General features: G+C 53.9%; 23 protein-coding genes, 1 pseudogene and 1 riboswitch. Of the genes and pseudogenes, 11 read left to right on the top strand and 13 right to left on the bottom strand.

What is annotated here, in order from left to right; all coding sequences use genetic code 11:
* Nucleotides 1–40: 40 nt before the first annotated feature.
* Complete coding sequence (locus ACXAET_RS17195) at nucleotides 41–280, bottom strand: hypothetical protein (protein ID WP_475187871.1); 240 nt, start codon at nucleotides 278–280, stop codon at nucleotides 41–43.
* A 4-nt stretch (nucleotides 281–284) separates the two neighbouring features.
* On the bottom strand, nucleotides 285–1916 hold the full coding sequence (locus ACXAET_RS17190) for a DUF4331 domain-containing protein (protein WP_475187870.1): 1632 nt from the start codon (nucleotides 1914–1916) through the stop codon (nucleotides 285–287).
* Between the two features lie 295 nt (nucleotides 1917–2211).
* Here ACXAET_RS17190 and ACXAET_RS17185 point away from each other — a divergent pair, with 295 nt between their 5' ends.
* Nucleotides 2212–2664 carry a prepilin peptidase gene (locus ACXAET_RS17185; RefSeq protein WP_475187868.1) on the top strand — a complete coding sequence of 151 codons (453 nt, stop codon included), beginning with the start codon at nucleotides 2212–2214 and terminating at the stop codon, nucleotides 2662–2664.
* Here the strand turns inward: ACXAET_RS17185 and ACXAET_RS17180 are convergent.
* The 5 genes from ACXAET_RS17180 to ACXAET_RS17160 all read right to left on the bottom strand — a co-directional run bounded on the left by ACXAET_RS17180 (nucleotide 2661) and on the right by ACXAET_RS17160 (nucleotide 5942).
* Nucleotides 2661–3185, bottom strand: a complete 525-nt coding sequence (locus tag ACXAET_RS17180; RefSeq protein WP_475187866.1) for a cupin domain-containing protein — start codon at nucleotides 3183–3185, stop codon at nucleotides 2661–2663. The two genes, ACXAET_RS17185 and ACXAET_RS17180, sit on opposite strands and share 4 nt — an antisense overlap.
* Entirely contained in the window at nucleotides 3182–3700 is a 519-nt protein-coding gene (locus tag ACXAET_RS17175) for an RNA polymerase sigma factor (protein WP_475187865.1), read from the bottom strand. The genes ACXAET_RS17180 and ACXAET_RS17175 overlap by 4 nt, the downstream gene beginning before the upstream one ends.
* A 129-nt stretch (nucleotides 3701–3829) precedes the next feature.
* The gene (locus ACXAET_RS17170) at nucleotides 3830–4357 is read right to left on the bottom strand and encodes a hypothetical protein (RefSeq protein WP_475187862.1); all 528 of its coding nucleotides are present in this window, start codon (nucleotides 4355–4357) and stop codon (nucleotides 3830–3832) included.
* Between the two features lie 57 nt (nucleotides 4358–4414).
* Nucleotides 4415–5206 (bottom strand): molybdopterin-dependent oxidoreductase, encoded by a 792-nt coding sequence (locus tag ACXAET_RS17165; protein ID WP_475187860.1) that lies wholly within the window; start codon nucleotides 5204–5206, stop codon nucleotides 4415–4417.
* A complete protein-coding gene (locus ACXAET_RS17160; RefSeq protein WP_475187858.1) occupies nucleotides 5193–5942 on the bottom strand; it encodes a cytochrome b/b6 domain-containing protein in 750 nt (249 codons plus the stop codon). The genes ACXAET_RS17165 and ACXAET_RS17160 overlap by 14 nt, the downstream gene beginning before the upstream one ends.
* A gap of 224 nt (nucleotides 5943–6166) precedes the next feature.
* Between ACXAET_RS17160 and ACXAET_RS17155 the strand changes: the two genes are divergently transcribed.
* Complete coding sequence (locus ACXAET_RS17155; RefSeq protein ID WP_475187856.1) at nucleotides 6167–6721, top strand: fasciclin domain-containing protein; 555 nt, start codon at nucleotides 6167–6169, stop codon at nucleotides 6719–6721.
* Between the two features lie 171 nt (nucleotides 6722–6892).
* Here ACXAET_RS17155 and ACXAET_RS17150 read toward each other — a convergent pair whose 3' ends face one another.
* Complete coding sequence (locus ACXAET_RS17150; protein WP_475187853.1) at nucleotides 6893–7750, bottom strand: LysR family transcriptional regulator; 858 nt, start codon at nucleotides 7748–7750, stop codon at nucleotides 6893–6895.
* Between the two features lie 263 nt (nucleotides 7751–8013).
* Between ACXAET_RS17150 and ACXAET_RS17145 the strand changes: the two genes are divergently transcribed.
* Nucleotides 8014–8415, top strand: coding sequence for a tautomerase family protein (locus tag ACXAET_RS17145; RefSeq protein WP_475187851.1), 402 nt, complete (start codon nucleotides 8014–8016; stop codon nucleotides 8413–8415).
* Nucleotides 8416–8733: 318 nt separating this feature from the next.
* Here ACXAET_RS17145 and ACXAET_RS17140 read toward each other — a convergent pair whose 3' ends face one another.
* The 4 genes from ACXAET_RS17140 to ACXAET_RS17125 all read right to left on the bottom strand — a co-directional run bounded on the left by ACXAET_RS17140 (nucleotide 8734) and on the right by ACXAET_RS17125 (nucleotide 13233).
* Entirely contained in the window at nucleotides 8734–9426 is a 693-nt protein-coding gene (locus ACXAET_RS17140) for a thiamine ABC transporter ATP-binding protein (RefSeq protein ID WP_475187847.1), read from the bottom strand.
* Nucleotides 9413–10960 carry an ABC transporter permease family protein gene (locus ACXAET_RS17135; RefSeq protein ID WP_475187844.1) on the bottom strand — a complete coding sequence of 516 codons (1548 nt, stop codon included), beginning with the start codon at nucleotides 10958–10960 and terminating at the stop codon, nucleotides 9413–9415. The genes ACXAET_RS17140 and ACXAET_RS17135 overlap by 14 nt, the downstream gene beginning before the upstream one ends.
* A complete protein-coding gene (thiB, locus tag ACXAET_RS17130; RefSeq protein WP_475187842.1) occupies nucleotides 10936–11916 on the bottom strand; it encodes a thiamine ABC transporter substrate binding subunit in 981 nt (326 codons plus the stop codon). Before thiB ends, ACXAET_RS17135 begins: the two co-directional genes overlap by 25 nt.
* Nucleotides 11917–11948: 32 nt before the next feature.
* Nucleotides 11949–12052, bottom strand: a riboswitch (TPP riboswitch).
* Between the two features lie 131 nt (nucleotides 12053–12183).
* A complete protein-coding gene (locus tag ACXAET_RS17125; RefSeq protein ID WP_475187839.1) occupies nucleotides 12184–13233 on the bottom strand; it encodes a GDP-mannose 4,6-dehydratase in 1050 nt (349 codons plus the stop codon).
* A 394-nt stretch (nucleotides 13234–13627) separates the two neighbouring features.
* Between ACXAET_RS17125 and ACXAET_RS17120 the strand changes: the two genes are divergently transcribed.
* The 8 genes and pseudogenes from ACXAET_RS17120 (at nucleotide 13628) to ACXAET_RS17085 (ending at nucleotide 18413) form a co-directional block, all read left to right on the top strand.
* Nucleotides 13628–13912 (top strand): STAS domain-containing protein, encoded by a 285-nt coding sequence (locus ACXAET_RS17120; RefSeq protein WP_475187836.1) that lies wholly within the window; start codon nucleotides 13628–13630, stop codon nucleotides 13910–13912.
* A complete protein-coding gene (locus tag ACXAET_RS17115) occupies nucleotides 13912–14286 on the top strand; it encodes a response regulator (protein WP_475187834.1) in 375 nt (124 codons plus the stop codon). Before ACXAET_RS17120 ends, ACXAET_RS17115 begins: the two co-directional genes overlap by 1 nt.
* A 1-nt stretch (nucleotide 14287) precedes the next feature.
* Nucleotides 14288–16339, top strand: a complete 2052-nt coding sequence (locus ACXAET_RS17110; RefSeq protein ID WP_475187833.1) for a chemotaxis protein CheA — start codon at nucleotides 14288–14290, stop codon at nucleotides 16337–16339.
* A 19-nt stretch (nucleotides 16340–16358) separates the two neighbouring features.
* Nucleotides 16359–16823, top strand: a complete 465-nt coding sequence (locus ACXAET_RS17105; RefSeq protein ID WP_475187830.1) for a chemotaxis protein CheW — start codon at nucleotides 16359–16361, stop codon at nucleotides 16821–16823.
* Nucleotides 16823–17017 (top strand): annotated as a pseudogene (locus ACXAET_RS17100) (chemotaxis protein); the annotation flags it as partial. The gene ACXAET_RS17105 and the pseudogene ACXAET_RS17100, both read left to right, overlap by 1 nt.
* Nucleotides 17018–17068: 51 nt before the next feature.
* Nucleotides 17069–17677, top strand: a complete 609-nt coding sequence (locus ACXAET_RS17095; RefSeq protein WP_475188425.1) for a CheR family methyltransferase — start codon at nucleotides 17069–17071, stop codon at nucleotides 17675–17677.
* A 44-nt stretch (nucleotides 17678–17721) separates the two neighbouring features.
* A complete protein-coding gene (locus tag ACXAET_RS17090; protein ID WP_475187826.1) occupies nucleotides 17722–18108 on the top strand; it encodes a response regulator in 387 nt (128 codons plus the stop codon).
* Entirely contained in the window at nucleotides 18105–18413 is a 309-nt protein-coding gene (locus tag ACXAET_RS17085) for a hypothetical protein (RefSeq protein WP_475187823.1), read from the top strand. Before ACXAET_RS17090 ends, ACXAET_RS17085 begins: the two co-directional genes overlap by 4 nt.
* Nucleotides 18414–19655: 1242 nt before the next feature.
* Here ACXAET_RS17085 and ACXAET_RS17080 read toward each other — a convergent pair.
* Nucleotides 19656–20132 carry a RidA family protein gene (locus tag ACXAET_RS17080; RefSeq protein ID WP_475187821.1) on the bottom strand — a complete coding sequence of 159 codons (477 nt, stop codon included), beginning with the start codon at nucleotides 20130–20132 and terminating at the stop codon, nucleotides 19656–19658.
* Between the last annotated feature and the right edge of the window lie 83 nt (nucleotides 20133–20215).

The following is a 20215-nucleotide window of genomic DNA, read 5'->3' as shown; positions in this document are numbered from 1 at the left end:
AGTATTCCTGGCGGCGGTTGAGTTTTTTGTGCGGGCTACTTCACAGCTCGAAAGGTTCTGCCGTCAAGTCGACTTGAAGTCCAGCATTCGTGATGTCGATTGGCTCATCATTCGGACCTTGATTAAAGGCCTGCTGAAATACGCTGCCAAGCGACTCGATAGCTCGCGCCATACCTCCGTTATCGGAACTGCTACCGTCACAGGCGGCCAGTCCGGTCAGAAGGGTGATCATCGCGGCCAAGCGAAGGCCAGAACGCGATTTGAGAAGGTTCGTTGACATTGCCTTAGATTCCCTGTGCCAACGGACCATTCGGTGAACCCGGTATTGGCGAGTTCAGGTAGGGGAACGCATTTTGCAGTTCACTTGCATTGATCGGTGCACCATCGGTGAGCGCTGCAGTTCCGATCGGAGCATCCTCGGGCGCGCAAAGCCCCAAGTTTACAAGGTCGGTATCAGTGTCTTCAACCGCCCCGTCTACGCCCAACTCGGCGCCCAGAGGAACCGGGTGGCACAGCGCCCCCATGGCAACCCGAAGGATAACGTCGATAATGTCATCACCTGGGCGACGTCCATTTGGGAATCCGGCAAGGTCTTCAGCCACAACACCAAATGTCTGCTGATCTGCTCTCGGTGTTGCCGGAATGGCCGTGTTCAGGCGCAGCATCTCGGATGCCACCACGTTCGCGGGCTGGTTCAGGCCGGGTAATCCGGTCAGGAACGCCGCGACAAGGTCGTTACGGGGCAGGTTCTTCGGCGCAACGTTGTTCTCCATACCCAAGTCAGGACCAAACAGCAGTTCGACAAGGCGCGGGAACGTGGGATTGGTCACGTATGTCAGGAATCGGTCCGCATCGTCGATCGGCTCGGAGCCGTTGAAGAGGTCCTTGTCAGTAATGCCGATAACAACTTCGTTGACCAGCGGGGTCGAGATCCGTGATTGCTGCACCAATGCGCCACCTACACGAGATGTGTCCTCAAAGCTGGGGCTGGGGTTTTCCAGCTCGGCTTGTGCGAGGCTTGACGTGGTCCACGCTCCGATCACAGGGTCTGTGCTGGAAGTTATGCAGTCAATCGGCAACTCCAGCGCGATTGTCGAGACATTGACCTTGCCAAAAACGTCGTCATTGTCGCGGCTTTGCGTGATGCCACCGTCGAAACCATCGCCATCATTGGCACCCGGAGCGCTGTCGCCTTCGATCGGTACGAAATTGATGAGGTCGAAGACTTCGCCAAGGTTCAGAGCAAAGGCGTCCGCACGCTGTCCGACAAAGACGCGGCCGGGCAGCTCGCAGTTCGGAAGATCGACGTCGTAGATGTACTGATTGGCATAAGCGTCGTAATCAGGAAGTGTCTTCAACCCGACATGATCCAGCGGCTTTGTGAACGTTGCACTGCCGGAACCTGATTGCGTCAGAGTCGTGCGCGAACCGCCCCGACGGTCGCCTTGGATCAAGGTCAATGAGTAGCTTTCCATTTCATTCAGAAGCGACTGATCGTTTGAAAGGATGGGGCCTGCATACTTCAGAGGGATCGCGACATTGACGCCACCAATATCAAGGCCGATGCCGGCACCGCCGTTGGCAAGCTGATTTTCGAAATCAAACTGAAACGTCAGGTCTTCGATCGCATCGCCGTCATTGTCGATGTGAATCTCGTAGATGCCATCGGCATCCATCGTGTAGTAGCTTGGCCCACCGTAATTGACCTGCAGCGGCTGATAGTTGGCCAGCAGCGTCACATAATCTTCACGCCCCGGTTCATAGCTTCGGAAGACGTAAAAGTCTGTTCCATCCACCTTGGGGTGCTCGGTGATTGCAGGCGCTTCGCGATGCGACGACGCCAGCACTGGCCCCGAGGCCGCCGTAAGCGTTGCGACCAGCGCGGTACTGATCGACAATGCATGTTTCATCTTCATATCATGTCCTCGTTAGATCTTGTTTGCGCAACAAGACACCTCGCGCAGAAGGCGAATTTCTGCGATCAGCGCCTCATAGCAATGGTGCTCGAGCCCCCGGCGCCATGGTCACAAAGTCCTGCAGCCCCCGGCGACATGGTCACCAAGTACTGCAGCTCCCCGGTGCCATGGTCACTAGGTGCTGTACCAATCAAGACGAGGTGGTTTCGAAAAAAGTTTCACGTCTGAAACAGAAACCCAAATCGTCTCGTATTTTCTACAGAAAGCAGATTTTCAAACCTTGGGTTGCCGGCCGATGTGGACAGAAATTACGCCAAAGGAGTGGGGTGCGACGGTTCTGGTTGCGCTGCTGCTGTCATGGCTTTGCGTTGTCGACATACGCAGCTTTCGCATTCCGAACGCCGCAAGCATGTCCCTCATCGCACTCGGATTGGTCAGTAGCTTCTGGCTGGGGGTGACCCAACCGCTCGACGCACTATTGGGCGCATGTCTCGGCTATGGCGTGTTTGCAACGCTCGGAGCCGTTTACTTCGCGCGCAGCGGGGAAGAGGGGCTTGGGCTGGGTGATGCCAAGCTTCTTTGCGCAGCAGGTGCCTGGCTTGGCTGGCGCGACCTTCCGGTTTTGATTGCGACAGCCGCCGTGTCGGCGTTGGTCTTTGCCGGGCTTACACGGCGGCGCAGGATCGCGTTCGGTCCTTGGCTGTCCGGTGCTTTTTGGGTGATCTGGGTGATGCGGATCAGTTCCTAGGCGCTGATTAACACAAGACAGCCGCCGGGCATCGTGATCTCGGCATGTTCCGTTCCGACAGGTGCGATTTGCGTATCGCCTGCCGAAAAAACCTTTCCGTTAATCCAGAACTCACCCTCGACGATGAACAAGTGTTCCGCCCGATCATGTACATGTGGCTTGATTTTTGCACCTGGAAGGCATCGCAAAAGATACATTGTTCGTCCAGTCGCAGGATCTTCTGCCAGAATTTTTTTCCAAACTTTGTCGTTGCGCTTCTCCCAAACACCTTCATGCGCATGCAAGGTTTCAAACGGCTCGTCTGGCAAACCGTCGATTTCGCCCTCGATACGTTGGAACAAGTCTTCGGGCGGGTCAGCCTCGGGCAGGCGGCTTAGCAAGGGGGCAAACAGATCGTTGGTCAGCGCGTCAGACTCATCCGCGAGGTCGGGGCGGGTACCGGGAATGCTGCGAATGAGGTCCGCGCCATCGAGCAATGCGTCAAGCGCACTTTTCGATAATGTCGCGTCAGTCTTCTTCATTTCATGGCTTCCTTCATTGATGCGAGCCCGCGACGTACCCAGCTTTTGGCTGTGCCAACCGGAATATCCAGCACGCCTGCCAATTCAACATAGGTGTATCCTTGGAAATAGCACAAAAGAAGTGCTTGACGATATTCGGGTCTTAGGTCCTGCAGCAACCTCCTTATGACCATACTATCCAAGGTTTGCGCAGCCGGATCAGGGTTGCTTATGATGTCGGGCACTTCGTCAGAGTATTCTACGAAGCCGCGTGCACGTTCCGCACGCAGGCGGTCAATCGCACAGTTTCGGGCAATCGAACCGATCCACGACATCGGATTGCCACACTCGGCCTTGAACTGGTCCGCCCTTTTCCAGATTCTTACAAATGTTTCCTGTGCGACCTCGGCAGCAATGTCGCGATCCTTGAGGATGGCAAGGACAACGCCGAACACGTACCGCACGCTCAGATCATAAAATCTGCGAAACGCAAGCCTGTCGCCTTCTGCGCATGACGCCAGAAGTTCAGCCATCATTCGGGACTGCTCAGCCGTCCCCATTTTTGTCCTATCGCCCCCGGTTCGTTGCGATCTGGGCACCAGCTTGGTTACTTCCACCATAGGCCCTTTCCATCAAGACTTTTCTAGCAGTACGGGCCCCGAAACTCAAAAGATGCATTCCATCAGAATTTTTTCACCGGGTTGCAGCAAGGCTGTACCATTCGCTGGCGCGGGCTTGTTCACAGGAACCGCAACACCGTGCATGGTTATGTAGAAATGAGTGTACCCTTCGCATCGGCCGCGAACGAAAGCACGCAAGGCCGATCCGTGCAATGTTACTGCGCCCAACGGGATCAAGTCCGACGCGGTCTCGGCACGCACTTCGATCTTTTGACGTGTGGGACCGAGCAGATAGCCGCCTGAGGCAGAAAGTGCGCCTATCAGCAGCAGGAGGCCAATCCGTTGAATCCGATTGCGCCGCTCGGGTCGATACCTTCCACTGCGGTCGATGCGATTCTCGATCTGAGCCAGCAGATTGGGATCTGGTTCGACCGCGTTGACCAGATGTGTTAGCGGTGCCAGCGCAGGGATATCACGCAGGCGCTCCCGTTTTGATTTTCTGCGACGGAGACATCGTAGAATCCGCCTGAGGCGTAGTGTCTTGAGCCGTCTTGCCAAAAAGCTTGTGTCCATACCAGTGCTACGGAGCGTGAACCGGAAAGGTTGCGGGTGACGCCGCGCAAGCACCGCCTAAATACCGGCATACCACTCATACCCGCGATCTTCCCAATAGCCGCCCTTTCCCCGTCCGAACGTCGACAGGTCATCGACAAGCTCGATGGCACGGATATACTTTGCCATCTTGTATCCCAGCTGCCGCTCGACACGCAGCCTCAACGGTGCGCCGTTCGGAACGGGCAGGGCGCCACCATTCATTCCCCAGGCTAGGATGGTCTGCGGGTGGCGGGCGTCAATCATGTCGATGCTTTCGTAATACTGCACCCCGCCTGAAAGCGTACGTTCGATCGTGTCAAAGCAATGTATGACAACGTATCGGGCGCGCTGGTTTGTGCCGGCTAGATTCAGCACATGCGACAAGGGTACTCCGGACCATTCAGCGATACAGCTCCAACCCTCGACACAATCGTGGCGCGTGATCTGGTGCCTTACAGGCATTGCTTTCAGGTCCGTGAGGGACAGTGACAGAGGATTGGATACCAGCCCTGAAACGTGGAGCCGGTAGTCAGCAAAGCCACTCTCTTTCAAACGCACATAGGGGTCATCCTGGGGGTTCGTAACACCATTGGGACGCTGCGGCTGGCGAATATCAGCCCGGCTGAATTCTGTCGCCAAGGCGTCCCGATCCAGCAGGCCGCGCTGCATGGCATAAGTCAGGTCGTTTGCACGCTGCATGTATTGGCGCAAGATGTGATCAGGCGCGCTGAGGTTGTCCAGTATTTTACATCCCGATACGGCACCCGCGGCGATCAGACCCGCGCCGCTGCGCAGCAGTCGCCGACGCGTAATATCAATTGCCGTCATGTTGGGTCTCCTCAGGGTCAGCAAGGTACCATCCGGTTACTATGGCGCGTAGTTCATTTAATGGTCCCGCCAGGATCACCATTGCAATATGAATGACGAAGAACAGAACGAGCCCCGTTGCTGCCGCGAAATGCAAGGTGCGTGCGGTTTGGCGGCCGCCTAAAACCTCTGGCAGCCACGGAAAAGCTGCGTTTAATCCAGGCGACATCGCAAGGCCGGTGGCGATAATCAGCGGAAACAACCCGAACAGAACTGCGCAGTAGCTTACGCGTTGCAATGGCCCGTATCTCGCCGGATGTCTGAATTTCATGCGCAGATGATCGCGCAGATCCGCACCCAATCGCTTCAAATCAGACGGGTGCAACATGAGGTCACGTTTCAGATGACCGGAAATCAATGCCCCGAGCAACCAAACAAGTAGCGTAGCTACAAAAATCCAAGCGAAGAAAAAGTGGATGACCCGACCAGTTGCAAGATCCGAATGGCTTGGGATCGTTGCCCATGATGGGAAGGCCCGCGCGCCGCTTTCTGTCAAACCAAGCATCCCGGTTGTATCAAGGCGCCAGCCAAGCACATCGACGTAGCCACGGTCACCTTCCGTTCCAACGGCCAGAACCATGTTGTCGAACTCAAACCCGGACTGATCGCCCAGGTACAGCACCGGATGCGCGTTGAATATCTGCAAACCCGTGAGCAAAAGAAAAAAGAGGCAGATCGCCCAGAGCCAGTGTGTCATCCGTGTCACCACGGTCTGTCGCCGCACCCATCTGCTTTTGTCAGGCCGTGAGGTCATCGTCACCAGCTCCTCGCTCTTTCGCAAACACTACGCAGGCTGGCACGGCAAAGTTTCACGTCTGGTGTGACCGTCGGCACTCGAGAGGCGGTGAAACTTTTCCCGAAGTCCTCCCGTCTCTGTTTTCAGTCCCGTCCGGGATGGGAAACCGAAAGAAAGGAAGTTTTATGTTCTCGCCGAAAACCCGCATAGCTGCGGCCCTTACGCTGATGCTGAGCACAACCACTGCATTCGCCGCCAATCCAAACGTTGGAGGTGCACCCATGTTTGCAGACAAAAACATCATCGAAAACGCGGTTAATTCCGCCGATCACACCACACTTGTGGCTGCCGTAAAGGCAGCAGGTCTTGTCGACGCTCTGATGGGTGAAGGTCCGTTCACGGTATTTGCCCCAGTCAATGCTGCCTTTGATGCGTTGCCCGAAGGTACGGTTGAAACACTGTTGAAACCCGAAAATAAAGACACCCTGACCAAAGTACTGACCGCACACGTTGTTGCGGGCAAATTGTCGGGCGCTGATCTGATGAAAATGGCCAAGCAAAGCTCGGACGGCTTTGTGCATCTGGACACCCTCTCGGGTGATGCTTTGTCAGCGCAGGTGCGGGGAAACACTCTGTTTGTTTACGACGAAAGCGGCAACGCCGGAAAGATCACGATTGCAGATGTTAACCAGTCCAACGGTGTTATTCATGTCGTAGACTCGGTTCTGGTTCCTAAATAAGCAAGTGCTTTGACAGCGGGTGAAGGCGGTTCACGCCTTCGCCCATCTTTTATCTACTAAGCCGGCATTTGCGATATTGCGACAATACTATGAACTTTTGCTTGAACAAGGATTGGCCGGTAAAACGCACCATGGAAAAGCCCCCTAAGCCCCAAGTCATGCCATAATGAATTAGTCACGCACCACGCTTCGAAAAGCCGCAGCAAGTGCAGTGACTGCGTCTTTGGGCTTGCCATCTTTTAACCTGGAGTGAAGTAGGACGGGCAAGCATGGCAGTGCCGGAAGGCCTAGTTCCCGTCCGACGTCTTTTGCGCCCAACGGCAACATCCTTCGCGCCAACGCTGAAACACCCAAGCCGGCTGTCACAGCAGCTGAGACGGCAGCTACGCCACCCCCGACAAATACCTCGGTCCATGGAACGCCTGCATCATCCAAGAGCTGCCCGGCCAAGACCCTGACGCCGCAAGGTTCAGCGAGCGTTGCAAGCGGTAGCGGCTCGTCCGCCCGGAACTTCCAATTTGGAGCCGCATACCAACCGAATTTTTCTTCGGCAATAAGCTTACCATCGCTTCGTCCGACATGCAGGCGCGCAATCACCGCATCAAGTTCACGGCGATCATAACTCTGTAGCAGATCGCCTGATGACCCAATCCTTACTTCGATCAAAAGCAGTGGGTCATGCGCATTCATACGCGCAATCAATGTCGGAAGTTCCGGGCCGGCAACATGGTCGCTTATTCCGATAACGATCCGCCGCCGCGTCTCATGAAAAGCGGCACAAGCACGGTCGTGGGCTGCCAAAAGCTCGCGGGCATGATGAAGAAATGCTTCTCCCTTCGGTGATAAATTTACGTGACGAGGGGTTCTATCGACTAATCGACAGCCAAGTCTTTCCTCTAAGCGTTTAAGTTTCAAACTTATTGCGGATTGCGTCGTTCCCAAAGCGTCGGCGGCACGCGTGAAGCTATCCAACTCGGCAATATGTACAAATGCTTGCACAGCATTCAGATCAAGTCGGCGATCAACCATTACAAATCCTTATTATTGATATTCCTATGAATTTCATATGGAAATGTATAACTTAATGATCGTGTTGGCCAGTGACTGTCGAGACGATGGTTCCACAGCGCGATACATGAAACTCAAATGAGCTGAAACATGACGGCTACTTCATACCCGGCGCTTGCAAAAAACACCTGCCATCCGATCGCTGTCACAAAGACCAATCTTTGACCTTCGTCGCATCAAAATCGCAACCTGCATCCAACCTATACCCCTAGAAGGGACCTCATATGCCGCTCGTTCACATATCACTTCGAAAAGGAAAATCTGATCGCTATCGCGAGGCAATTTTAGATGGCGTCTATCAAGCGATGCGTGAAACGTTCAACGTGCCGGAAGATGATCAATTCATGACGATAACAGAGCATGATCCATCGAACTTTCGGTATGGCGCGAGTTATCTGAATGTCGCTCGAAGTGACGATGTCATCTACATCCAAATAAGCGCTATGAACAGCAGGACGACCGAGCAGAAAAAGGCTCTTTACGCTAAGACAGTTGGTTTGCTTTGCTGCAACCCAGGTGTGCGCGCCGAGGACGTATTCATTAACATAGTTGAAGGCGTCAAAGAGAATTGGTCTTTAGGAAACGGGATCGCGCAGTACGCCGAACACGAGGTCCAAAACAACTAAAGAGCGATGCGCGTTTGAGGGCTTAAACCGCCAAACGCAAACGCCGAGGTCTTGCGGGCGTCTAGGTACTAATCCTAGCTTTCTGTTGGGCTTTGTAGCGTAGAGCAATTAATACTCAGTAGTAAGAGCATGAGTCCCTAGGATGACGTAAACTTGATTGAAATATGAAACATTGATGCCAGCGGGAAACACATTGGTAATTAACATAATGTTCATTACACGCTTTTTGTGAGCCAATTTGCGCGATACTTCCAAGAGCGAAATCTTCCAGGTTCGAACAGTCTATCTGGTGGGTTGATCATCGGGCAATCTTCCCCCTTACCCCAAGTAATCACGCAGGCTGGGCGGCGGATTGTTAAATAGATCGAGTGTTGGTGCGGGCGGATGCGCGAGTCTATCAGCCACAAGGATGGTCTTCTGAGTTATACGGCAGGCGTCTTGCGGGTCATGGCTGACCATCAACATGGTGGTCCCGGTCTCAGCCAGCAATGTGGCTACAAGATCAAGCATCTCAGCTTTCAGTGCAGGCCCCAAAGCCGCAAATGGTTCATCCAGTAGCAAAAGCTGACGGCGTTGCACAAGGACCCGCGCCAGTGCCACGCGGCTTTGTTGACCGCCAGACAGCTCTGCTGGTTTTCTTCCACCCAGTCCGCGCAGGGAAACACGAGCCAGGGCGTTCTGGACCTCAGCTTGTTCTGCGCTTGAAAGACGTCCATTTGGACGAAGACCGAGTGCGATATTCTGATCGACCGTCAGATGGGGAAAGAGATTTCCGTCCTGAAACAACATAGCCACCGGACGTTCGCCCGGGGATAGGTTGGATATCAGTTCTCCGTCCCACAAAATTTGCCCGCGCGTCAGATCGCGGAACCCTGCGATTGCCTCAATCAGCGTCGACTTGCCTGCCCCGGACGGGCCGACAATGGCCACGCTGGCACCGGTCTCGACAGTGAAATCCGCCTTCAACGCGAAACTTCCGTTTTCGATAACGCAGTCGTTAAGTCTCAGCATGATGCCGCCCTCCGCGATCCAAAAGCCAGAATGCAACCATCGATAGTATCAACAGCAACAATGCCGCACCGGCAGCCGCTTGCATCTGGTACGCGCCCATCAGCCTGTAAATCTGTAACGGAAGTGTCGCAATCTTTGGATCGGCAAATAACGTAATGACGCCAAGATCCCCCATCGACAAAGCAGCCGACAAACCTGCGGCAAACCGAATTTGCGGCCGCATGCGAGGTAGCAGAACAAAAGTGAAGAAGGTCTTTTTGTTCATGTCCAGCGAAAGAGCCAGTCGCCCATGTCGCGTCACCACATCCCGCGCGGCCGGCACCAGAATGCGCAGGCCGAATGGCAGTGCCATAATCGCGTTTACAAGTGCCGTCACTGGCAGAGCCAGCATGGACGGGTTCGCCACGGGGTGAATCAGGATGAATAGACCTGTACCAATAACCAAAGGCGAAGCCGCCAGCCCCAAAATCCCGCTAAGCTCGACTATCCCATAACGTCCGGCGGCAACAGCGACGGACATAGGCAATGCCAGTATCAAAAACACCGCCGTACTGACGCAGGCGACAAGCACCGAGGTCAGCGCAGCGCGGAAAACCACGATCGGCATTTCAAACAGGCCAGCTAGACCTGAGATTACAACAGCAGCCAGAGGCAGCAGCAGAAACGCAGCTGCCGCAAAGATCCAGAACGCATCGCGTATGGGGGCACCACCGTCCCAGCGACGGATGGCACGGTCCAGACCTGCGCCGAAGCCGTCGCGCCGCGAAAACTTTAGCGCGGCTAAAGCTGCAGCAACTGTTAGGGCAAGTTGCAAAGCAGACAACAGCGCGGCGCGGCCAAGGTCAAAATCATACGTAAAGGCTTGATAGATGGCGAGTTCAAGTGTCGTCGCGCGGGGTCCTCCGCCTAGGGTCAACGCCACCGCAAAACTTGTCAGGCAGATCGCGAAGATCACAGCAAGAACGCCCGGCAAAATGCGCCTCAGCATGGGGAGCTCGATCAGACGGAACATGGCGCCACCGTCGCAGCCCAGTTGCGCGGCCAAACGGAATCGTTCAGCAGGGATTTCTTGCCACGCCTGCAGGATTAAGCGCGTAGCCAGCGGCAGATTGAAAAACACATGGGCCAGCACCACCCCGTGCAACCCATATATACGTATCGGAGGCAGCCCAATCAGCCCCAGAACTTCCGATATCCAGCCCGCGCGTCCAAAGACCTGTAACAATCCAAGGATCGCTACAATGACCGGCAGAATGAACGGAGCACCCAGCAAGGCAATAAGAACCCGCCGCCCGCGAAACCGGCGTCGGGCAAGCGCCCGTGCAACCGGGATGGCAAGTGCCGCGCTGAACACCGCTGACAATACCGCCTGGACCAACGTAAATCGCAACGCGGACCAGTCAGCTGGGCCGAAACCACCTGCCGTTTCTGCGCGCAGCGCTACTGCGGCAAGGGTGCCCAGGATCAGCGCGGCAACAAGCCCGGCCGCGCCAACACCCGGCCATGTGTTTACTGGCTGAGCGCGCCCAGCCATTCCGCAAGCGCCTCATCACGCACCGAAGCCGCCTCTTCAGCGGTAAAAAGCAGGGATTTTTCCGGAGTAATCAACGCGTCAAAGCCGTCTGGCAATCCCATCGAGGGGATTACCGCCGGATACATCCAGTTTGTGGTCGGAATGATTTGCTGGAAAGTGTCTGTGACCATGAATTGCAGAAACTGGTCCGCCAGTTCAGGTTGATCGGTTCCGGCCAGTTTTGCAGCAACCTCAACCTGCATGTAATGACCTTCGTCGAAGGCCGCTGCGGCCTTACTGTCATCCTCTTCTGCGATGAGATGATAGGCGGGCGACGTGGTATAGCTAAGGACCATGTCGGCTTCGCCGTCCAGAAACAACCCGTACGCCTCGGACCAGCCCTTGGTTACGGTCACGATATTGTCGGCAAGTCCGGCCCAGATTTCGGGTGCATTATCCCCGTAGGCCGCCTTGACCCACAACAGCAGCCCCAGACCCGGTGTCGATGAACGCGGATCTTGTATGATGATCTTGGCCTCACTATCGGCCAGATCGCGGAAATTGGCCGGTGCCGGCGCATCCGCATTATGTACAAACGCGAAATAGCCCCAATCGTAAGGTACGAACACGTCATCCGCCCATTCGATCGGCAAATCGTATTCGGCACGTACTGAACTGGGCGCGAACAACCCGGTTTCCTTCGCCGTTGCGATCAGGTTGGTGTCCAACCCAAGTACCACATCGGCGGCCGAGTTCGCACCCTCAAGCCGAATACGCGACAACAGCGCCGCGCCATCTTCGACGCCAACAAGGTTCAGGTCGCAGTCACATTGGGCTTCGAAAGCTTCTTCTACCTTCGGCCCCGGACCCCAATCCGAGATAAAACTGTCATAAGTGTAAACGGTCAACTGAGGGGTATCGGCCGCCATAGCCGCTGTTGCGCTCAGAATTCCCGCAGCAATCATCAGATGTTTCATATCATCCTCCATTGCGGCGAGAGGGCAAGGATGGATGAAACCGTAACCTTCCCTCCGCCGGTTCTAGCCGGTTCAGGTTCTACGGGTTCGTCAAAGACATCTCAGCACGGTCGACCGCGCACCCCGAGGTATGTCTGTAGGTAGGGTGAAACGGAACAGAAGACAACCAGATTTACGTGCTTACGTGAAATAATGCCGTCATGCGAGCGCCCTGCCCCAAGTTTAGTCATTTTTTCGATCAAGGTTCAGGCATCTGGCCATCGGCCCCTATCCGCTGGTCCGATCCGCACCTGCTGCATTTGGGCGGTAATAGTCGCGATACCAATTCACAAACTCTGCCACGCCCTCCTCCACAGACGTTTTGGGCTGATACCCGGTCAAATCCCTGAGCAGCGAAGCATCCGCCCAAGTCGCAGGCACATCACCGGGCTGCATCGGCAACATATTTTTCTTTGCCTTAATCCCAGTAGCCGCCTCAATGGCTTCTATAAACGTTGTCAGATGGACAGAGTCGTTGTTGCCGATATTTACAACCCGATGAGGGGCAACGGGCGACAGGCTGTCCCCTTCCGGAATCAGCCCACCCACGGGGCGCTTGGGGATCGCATTCATCAACAGGCGGATCGCCTCGACCAAATCTTCGACATAGGTAAAATCACGCTTCATGTCGCCGTGGTTGTAAACGTCGATCGGACGGCCTTCGAGGATCGCCTTGGTAAACTTGAACAGCGCCATGTCCGGGCGACCCCAAGGGCCATAGACGGTAAAAAAGCGGAACATGGTAACCGGTAGATCGAACAGATGTGCGTAAGAATGCGCCATGCTCTCGGTCGATTTCTTGGTCGCGGCATAAAACGACATCTGGTGATCCGCGCGCTGTGTTTCCTTGAAAGGCATCTCGGTATTGGCCCCAAAGGCCGATGACGTTGAGGCCAAAAGCATATGTTTCGGAGGATATGCACGCGCAGCTTCGAGAATTTCGAATGTTCCGATCAGGTTGCTTTCCAAATACGAACGCGGATTTTCGATCGAATAGCGCACACCGGCCTGCGCCGCGAGATGAATGACGTAGTCAAACCCGTGATCCCTGAACAGATCCATCAGCAAACCGGGGGTTTCGACTTTGCCAATCACCGGAGTGAAGTTTTTACCATCAGGTTCATGCGACAGCATGTCGTGTCGGGTCTCTTTCAGAGAAACATCGTAATAGTCATTCAGGTCATCCAGGCCCACCACGCGGAAGCCATGTGCCAGCAGCAGCTTGCTCAGATGAAAACCGATAAACCCGGCAGAACCGGTTATAAGAACACTTTGCATGGCGCTGTCCTTGCACAAGGCGAAAATCAGGCTCTATTTAGTGCCAGTTCGACGGGAGATACCACCTTAGGGTTTGCGACGGTTGCCAAATTTGTTGCCCCTTCGATTAGCTTGTCTTGGCTGTGCTTAAGATATGCACTGTGAATGATGCAAAGTTTCACCTTTTAGTCAGGTAGTCTGAGGCCAAGTCTTGGCATCTTTCCCGCCCAAAAGCTGCGATATGGGTCACTAAAAAGGCCGCGTTAAACCCCTGCCCTTGCCTACACGGAAGAGTAGTCGAAGGGATGGTTTGGCATTTCTTCGGACCTGAGAAAGCAAATGTTAATTCGTGGCCGCTAATCACTTTCGAAGTGCCTGTTGAATCTGGCACGCATTCGGAAGCGAGCGGTCTAAGATGAGCAAACCTGTTAAAATTTATGAATTAACGCAGTCAGAGGCGTCCGGCGACACTGGGCCTATGGTTGAGTTTCTGCAAATCGGGGCGATCCAACCGGTCGAGATTGATTGCTCGGACCTGAGGCACGTCCCGACCCGGTGCCTGCAAATTCTGCTTACTGCTCGTCGCCATTGGGCGGAGGCTGACCAAAGCTTTGTTCTTACAGGCGTTAGCGACGAATGCCGGCACACGCTGCGCACCCTTGGCGTAAGCGAAACGACCTTTCAGTTCGAGGGCATCTGATGAAAACCAAAGTACTTGCGATTGACGACTCCAGAACCATCCGCTCTTTGCTGAGCGAGACGCTTTCTGAAGCCGGTTTCGAGGTCATCACCGCGGAAGATGGTCAAGAAGGTGTGGAGGCCTTTGCAAAAACAAAACCGGATGTCGTGATCACTGACATCAACATGCCTAGGTTGGACGGTTTTGGCGTCATAGAAACGTTGCGCGGCAAGAAAATCGCGACGCGCGTTCCGATACTCGTCCTGACAACCGAAAGCTCTGCTGAAGTAAAAGCCCGTGTGAGGGGCGCAGGCGCAACAGGCTGGATTGGCAAACCCTTCGATGACGAATCTCTGATCTTTGCCATCAAACGTGTGGCAGGAATGGCGGGTTAACATGAGCAGTTCAATTCAAGACACTTTTTTTGAAGAATGCGAAGAACTCCTAGAAGCCATTGATGAGGGTCTTACAGCCATTGATGACGGGGATTGGGACGGAGAAACGGTGAACGCTGTTTTTCGAGCCGTTCATTCCATCAAGGGCGGTGCCGGCGCCTTTGGACTTGATAAGCTGGTGGGGTTTGCCCACACATTTGAAACCGTGTTCGACGGCCTGCGCTCGGAAAACCAGAAGCTCGACGGGAAACTGGCGCAACTACTGCTTCGGGCCAGCGATAACTTATCCGATCTGGTGGCTGAAGCGCGGGGTGGTAAGCCTGCAGATCCGGAAACACATAGCTCTGTAACGAATGACCTGCAGACTTATCTCGAAGCTGAGGGGCTTGGCGAAGAAGTCGACGTATCGGAATTCCAACCGATGGTACTGGACCTTGGTTTCTCAGAAGACCAGCCAAGCCAGGCCTCATTTTTGATCCGCTTCCGTCCGCATACGGCATTGTACGACAGCGGTAATGAACCGCTCTTCCTTCTTCAGGCTTTGGCCGAATTGGGAGAAATTGACGTCACTTTGGACTCAAGCCAGCTGCCAAAGCTAGAGTTATTTGACCATGAAGAAGCCTATTTATCATGGGATATCAGACTCACGACAGACAAGTCCGAGGCCGTCGTCGACTCTGTTTTCGAATTCGTCCATGGCTTGTGCGATCTGGAGATATCAGAGGAAGTTGCTGGATCAAAAGCAAGCACAGATTTGGATACGTCTGTCGATGTGCCATCCGTAAGGGGCGAACCCTCAGTACCCGCCAAACAACCTTCGGCTTCTGCAGTAAACGTAAAGGGTACTGCGAAACCAGACACCAAGGCCGCCAACTCCACGCTCCGGGTGGATCTCGAACGGGTGGATCGCCTCATCAATACGGTCGGTGAGTTGATTATCAATCACTCAATGCTTGCGCAGCAGATTCATAACCTGGATGTAAATGACCTGCGCGCGGTGGAAAACGAACTTGAAGCTTTCAAATCGCTGGCGCGGGAAATTCAGGAATGCGTTATGGCCATCCGCGCGCAACCTGTGAAACCCCTGTTTCAACGCATGGCCAGAATTGTGCGCGAGGCTTCAGCGGCGACCGGCAAGGTAACACGCCTAGTGACTGAAGGCGATGCCACTGAGGTCGACAAAACAGTAATCGAGCGTTTGACAGACCCGATGACCCACATCCTCCGCAACGCTGTGGATCACGGTATAGAAAAGCCAGAAGCCCGGCTTGCAGCAGGAAAGTCTGAGGATGGTGAAATTCGTCTGACGGCTTCGCACCGGTCCGGTAGCGTTTCCATTGAAATCAGGGATGATGGCGCGGGTTTGAACCGCGAAAAGATTCGGGAAATCGCCATTGAGAAAGGCCTCATTCCCAGAGACGCCGACCTTTCTGATAGCGAGATAGACAGCCTGTTGTTTCTACCGGGGTTTTCCACTGCTTCAGAGGTTTCCAATTTGTCCGGACGCGGTGTCGGGATGGACGTAGTGCGAAATTCGGTGATGGCGCTTGGTGGTCGCATCACCATTTCGTCGACGCCCGGCGAAGGGACGATTTTTACAATTCTGCTGCCGTTAACGATGGCGGTAATGGATGGGATGGTGGTGTCCGTCGCCGATCAGACGATGGTTGTACCCATAACATCGATCATCGAAACAATCCGAGCAACAGAGGGCGCGGTCCACTGCCTAGGTCCGCGAGAAAACATGCTTTCGGTCAGGGGCAGCTTTGTACCAATTTTTGATGTTGCCCAAGTGCTTGGGCTGCGCACCGAACCCCGCGATCCACTGAGCGCCGTCTTTTTGTTGGTTGAAACGCAAATGGGGGGCTGCGGTGCGTTGGCGGTCGATACAATCCATGACCAAAGACAGGTCGTAATCAAGAGCCTCGACGGAGTTTGCGGCGAAACTGCCGGTGTTGCCGCGGCCACGATACTCGGAGACGGCAAAATCGCAATGATCTTGGATCCCGAGAGCATATTGGCAGAGGCTCCGGCCGCCAAGGTTCTGGCTTAGTGTGAAAGGAGGATTTCACATGCAAGTACAACTGGAAGAACAACACAGCGCCATTCAGGAATATGTAACATTTTCCGCAGCAGACCAGGTTTTTTGTCTTAGGATCAACCAGATCCGAGAAATACGGCGTTGGTCTCCGGTGACGATTTTGCCGCACGCTCCGGACTATGTATTGGGCGTTATGAACCTACGCGGCGCTGTGATCCCGATCTACGATCTCGCATCGCGCTTGGGTCTGGCGCGGTCTGCCGCAAGCGAACGTGATGTTGTGATCGTTGTCAACTTAGATGGCAACCTGTTGGGGTTGCTCGCTGAGGCTGTTTCGGAAATCATCTCGATCAATCCGGAAGAAATTCAAGATACGCCATCAGTCGATAGTCGAGACACGATGGAGTTCATTCAGGGCATCATCTCGAAGAATGATCAAATGATCCGGATCGTTAATCTGAACGCGGTCGGATTTCCAGACAAGGACGAGGTTTGATGCGGTCCGTATCAACGGCTGCGGCGCACGCGACCGAGGAAGTTCAGCTTGGTGATCAAGAGTTCGCAAAGATTGCAGTCTACGCAAAAAAACACTTTGGGCTCAGCCTGTCGGATAACAAGAAACCCTTGGTTCGCTCGCGATTGTCAAGGCGACTCCGAAATCTAAGGATCGGGTCCTTTTCGGACTACCTAGACATACTTGACGACGCGGGATCTGCTGAAGAGCGCACTGAACTGTTGTGTTTGCTGACAACCAACGTCACGCAGTTTTTCAGAGAAGTGCACCATTTTGAAACGCTTAGGAACGAGGTTCTTCCGCCTCTTCTGGAGGCTGCGCAGACCGGCGCACGTGTAAGAATTTGGTCGGCGGGGTGCTCTACTGGTCCTGAGCCGTATTCGATTGCAATCGTTCTGAATGCCTTATGTCCAGATGCACACAAGCTGGATATCAAGGTCTTGGGCACAGATATCGACCCGGTTGTCGTGCGCGCGGCGATGGCCGCAGACTATGAACCAAAAGATTTGGCCCAGATTCCTAAGATCTATGCCAATATTGTCACGGGCAACGGGAGTCACAAGCCTCGCTTGCCCGATGAAGTCACCAGCCTTGTTCGGTTCGGTACACTCAACCTAATCAAGCCGTTTCCATTCTCTGGTAAATTTGACGCGATTTTCTGCCGGAATGTCGCGATTTACTTCGACAAAGAGACACAACAAAACGTGTGGACGGCTTTTGCGAACGCTCTCACATCGAATGGTTTTCTGTTCCTCGGACACTCTGAGAGGCTTTCAGGACCGGCACTACAACGCTTCAGAGGCACTGGTATCACCACCTATCAAAAAGTTTCATGACCGGCGCGAAACAGCTCTGAGTGAAGAAAAGAAGGAAAAGCTAAATGAGCCTAAAATCGAACCTGCGTGTTATGGTCGTTGATGACATGTCGACCAGCCGTGGCGTTATCACCCAGGCGCTGGATGAAATAGGTATTGCGAACTATTTCGTTGAAAACTCTGGGGAAGCTGCATTGAGGAAGCTTGTCGCCAACCCGGTCCACTTGGTTATGTCCGATTACAATATGCCAGGCATGGATGGCCTTGGCCTTCTGAAATCGTTGCGGACAACACGTGCAACACAAAGAATTGGCTTTATTCTTATTACTGGCAAACCCACGCAGGAGATTTTGGATACAGGGCGCCGATTGGGGATGAACAACCTAGTCAAGAAACCCTTTACTGTACCGTCTCTAAAGGCGAGTATCGAGCAGGTGGTGGGTCGGCTATGAAGGATAATACAACTGTTGATCAGAACCTCTTAGCGTGCTTTTCGCCGGAAATGAGGCTGCTTAGGGAACAAGCCCTAAATCTGGAAGAAATGATTTTGGAAGGTTTATCTGCCCAACAGGCCGCGTCGTTAAAGCAACAAACCAAGACAACGCTGCAAAGTTTGGATCTCATGATTCAAACCCTTGCTGCGCTGGAAGAATTATTTGAAAGCCTTTCGGTACAGGAAACACCAGACCTAAAAACCGCAATTCAAGAAATAAAACTTCAAGCCCTGCGGGATCGTTTAAGCTTTTCCAGCGAATAGCCCCGAAGAATAGTGAAGGACTAAACACAGCCCTTTTTAATGCTGGACCGTTAGAAACTGGAGTTTTCCGGCTGTTTCAAGATGAAGGCCGCGCAGCGAGATCGGGGTAGCGCATGGCAAGCAGGACCTTGTGCCCGGTTGCGCCCCGATCCGACCCATTGCAACTACTATGCCGTACTTCAGCTTCTTGCGGTCATGCGCACGTATTGAAAACCACCGCACGTTCCGTAATTTCACCCGCCCCTTTTAATTGCATTTTTGACAAACGTACCAAGCCCCCTCTTTTTGGACGGGAAAGGTCCAGTGTGGCATCGTTGGCATATGCACATGGATCAAGTTCGCGCGAAACGAAGTTGTTGCCGTTATTGTGTCTGACAACCTCAGATACGCAGTCATCCGACAAACCTAATTGATCGATTCAATGTCGTATTAGCCTCGCTCGCTGGAGCTAGTGTTGTCCATCGAACACCTTCCAAACAGCCCATCGACCACCGTTCGCGCACTCGGCTTTTTGCCCAAGGCGGTCGGGTAGTGAAGAAAGTCCATGGCACGATTGTCTTAGACCCAAAGGCCTCATGGAAGTGTTCCCTCGTCCTTGCCTTACTGGTGCTTCGCACGCTTGTAGCTCCGTGCAAGCCCCAACGTGTTGTAAACCCGGCAGATTTTTTTTGATGTTGATACTTACCTTTCCTCTCCCAGCGCCTGTGTATGCGCCCGCACCCTTATCACAAATGCGTCTCAACAACCTGATTGGCACATCTTTTGAATGCAACCTCATCCGTCTGCCAAGACTCTTAACCAATTGCTGGAGGCGTGGAAGCAAATGGTTCCACAAGCTTGCAGTATCAATTTGCCCAAATCGACGATATCCTCGCGATAGTCTTACACAGAAGATGAGGCCGCAAGACTTTCAGGCTTTTACATCCCGACGCATTTTCCGATCGGTGGTAGGCTCACCTAACCAGTCTCTTTTACACGCCTTGCTTTAGGATGAATGCCACTCGCGCTCGACCTGAAAACATGACGCCATCCTAGGATCCTGCTGTTTTCCCAGCCGGGGAAGCTTAGCAGAAATCTCCTGTTTAGGATGATCCAGTTTTCATCGTGCGTTGAGACCAAAGACCACGCGGTCACCTGACGGCAACCGGTGGAAAGTCCTTTCTTCTTTTCAGAAGCCGCTGCCGGGGCACTTAATACGGTGTCCCCAGCTTGGCTAAGAAAGATGGCGATTCTGCGAGGGGCCTAGTCCCGCGTTTCCAAAACCACAGTTGCATCAACCTCGAAATGCATACCTTCCAAAGCCAGCCTTGGGACAGGAACCAGCGTTTGTGCGGGTAAGTGATCCCCGAATAGGTTCATCAATTGGCGTGTTAGAACTCCAAGTTTTTCCTGCTCGTGATCGACCACATAAGTATTCAACTTTACAACGTCGCTGGGACTGGCGCCCAAAGCTTGCAAAGCGGAGGAAAGGTTCTTGTAGGCCTGTTCGACTTGCGCTTCGAAATCTAGCGATAGCGAACCATCTGCAGCTTCGCCACCTTGACCGGCTATAAAAGCCATTCTCCCAACGTTCTGCGCGACCACGACGTGGCTGTACCCGTTCGGCGCAGGGTCGTAGAGACCGGCCGGGTTGAGAATTTTGATTTCCGCTGCCATTGCGGGTGCTGAACCAAGCAGTGCCATGGTGATCGCTCCAATGCTTATGATGGACTTTCGCATCATTGATTTCCTTCACAGTGTTCTTAACGATGTGTTGACGATCAACGGCGTGTTTATGTGACGCCCGGACACTAGTAACCGCC

This window comes from Ruegeria sp. AWH4_226, assembly GCF_056159225.1.
The sequence above is the reverse complement of the archived record's forward strand: the minus strand, read 5'-3'. Positions and strand labels throughout refer to the sequence as shown.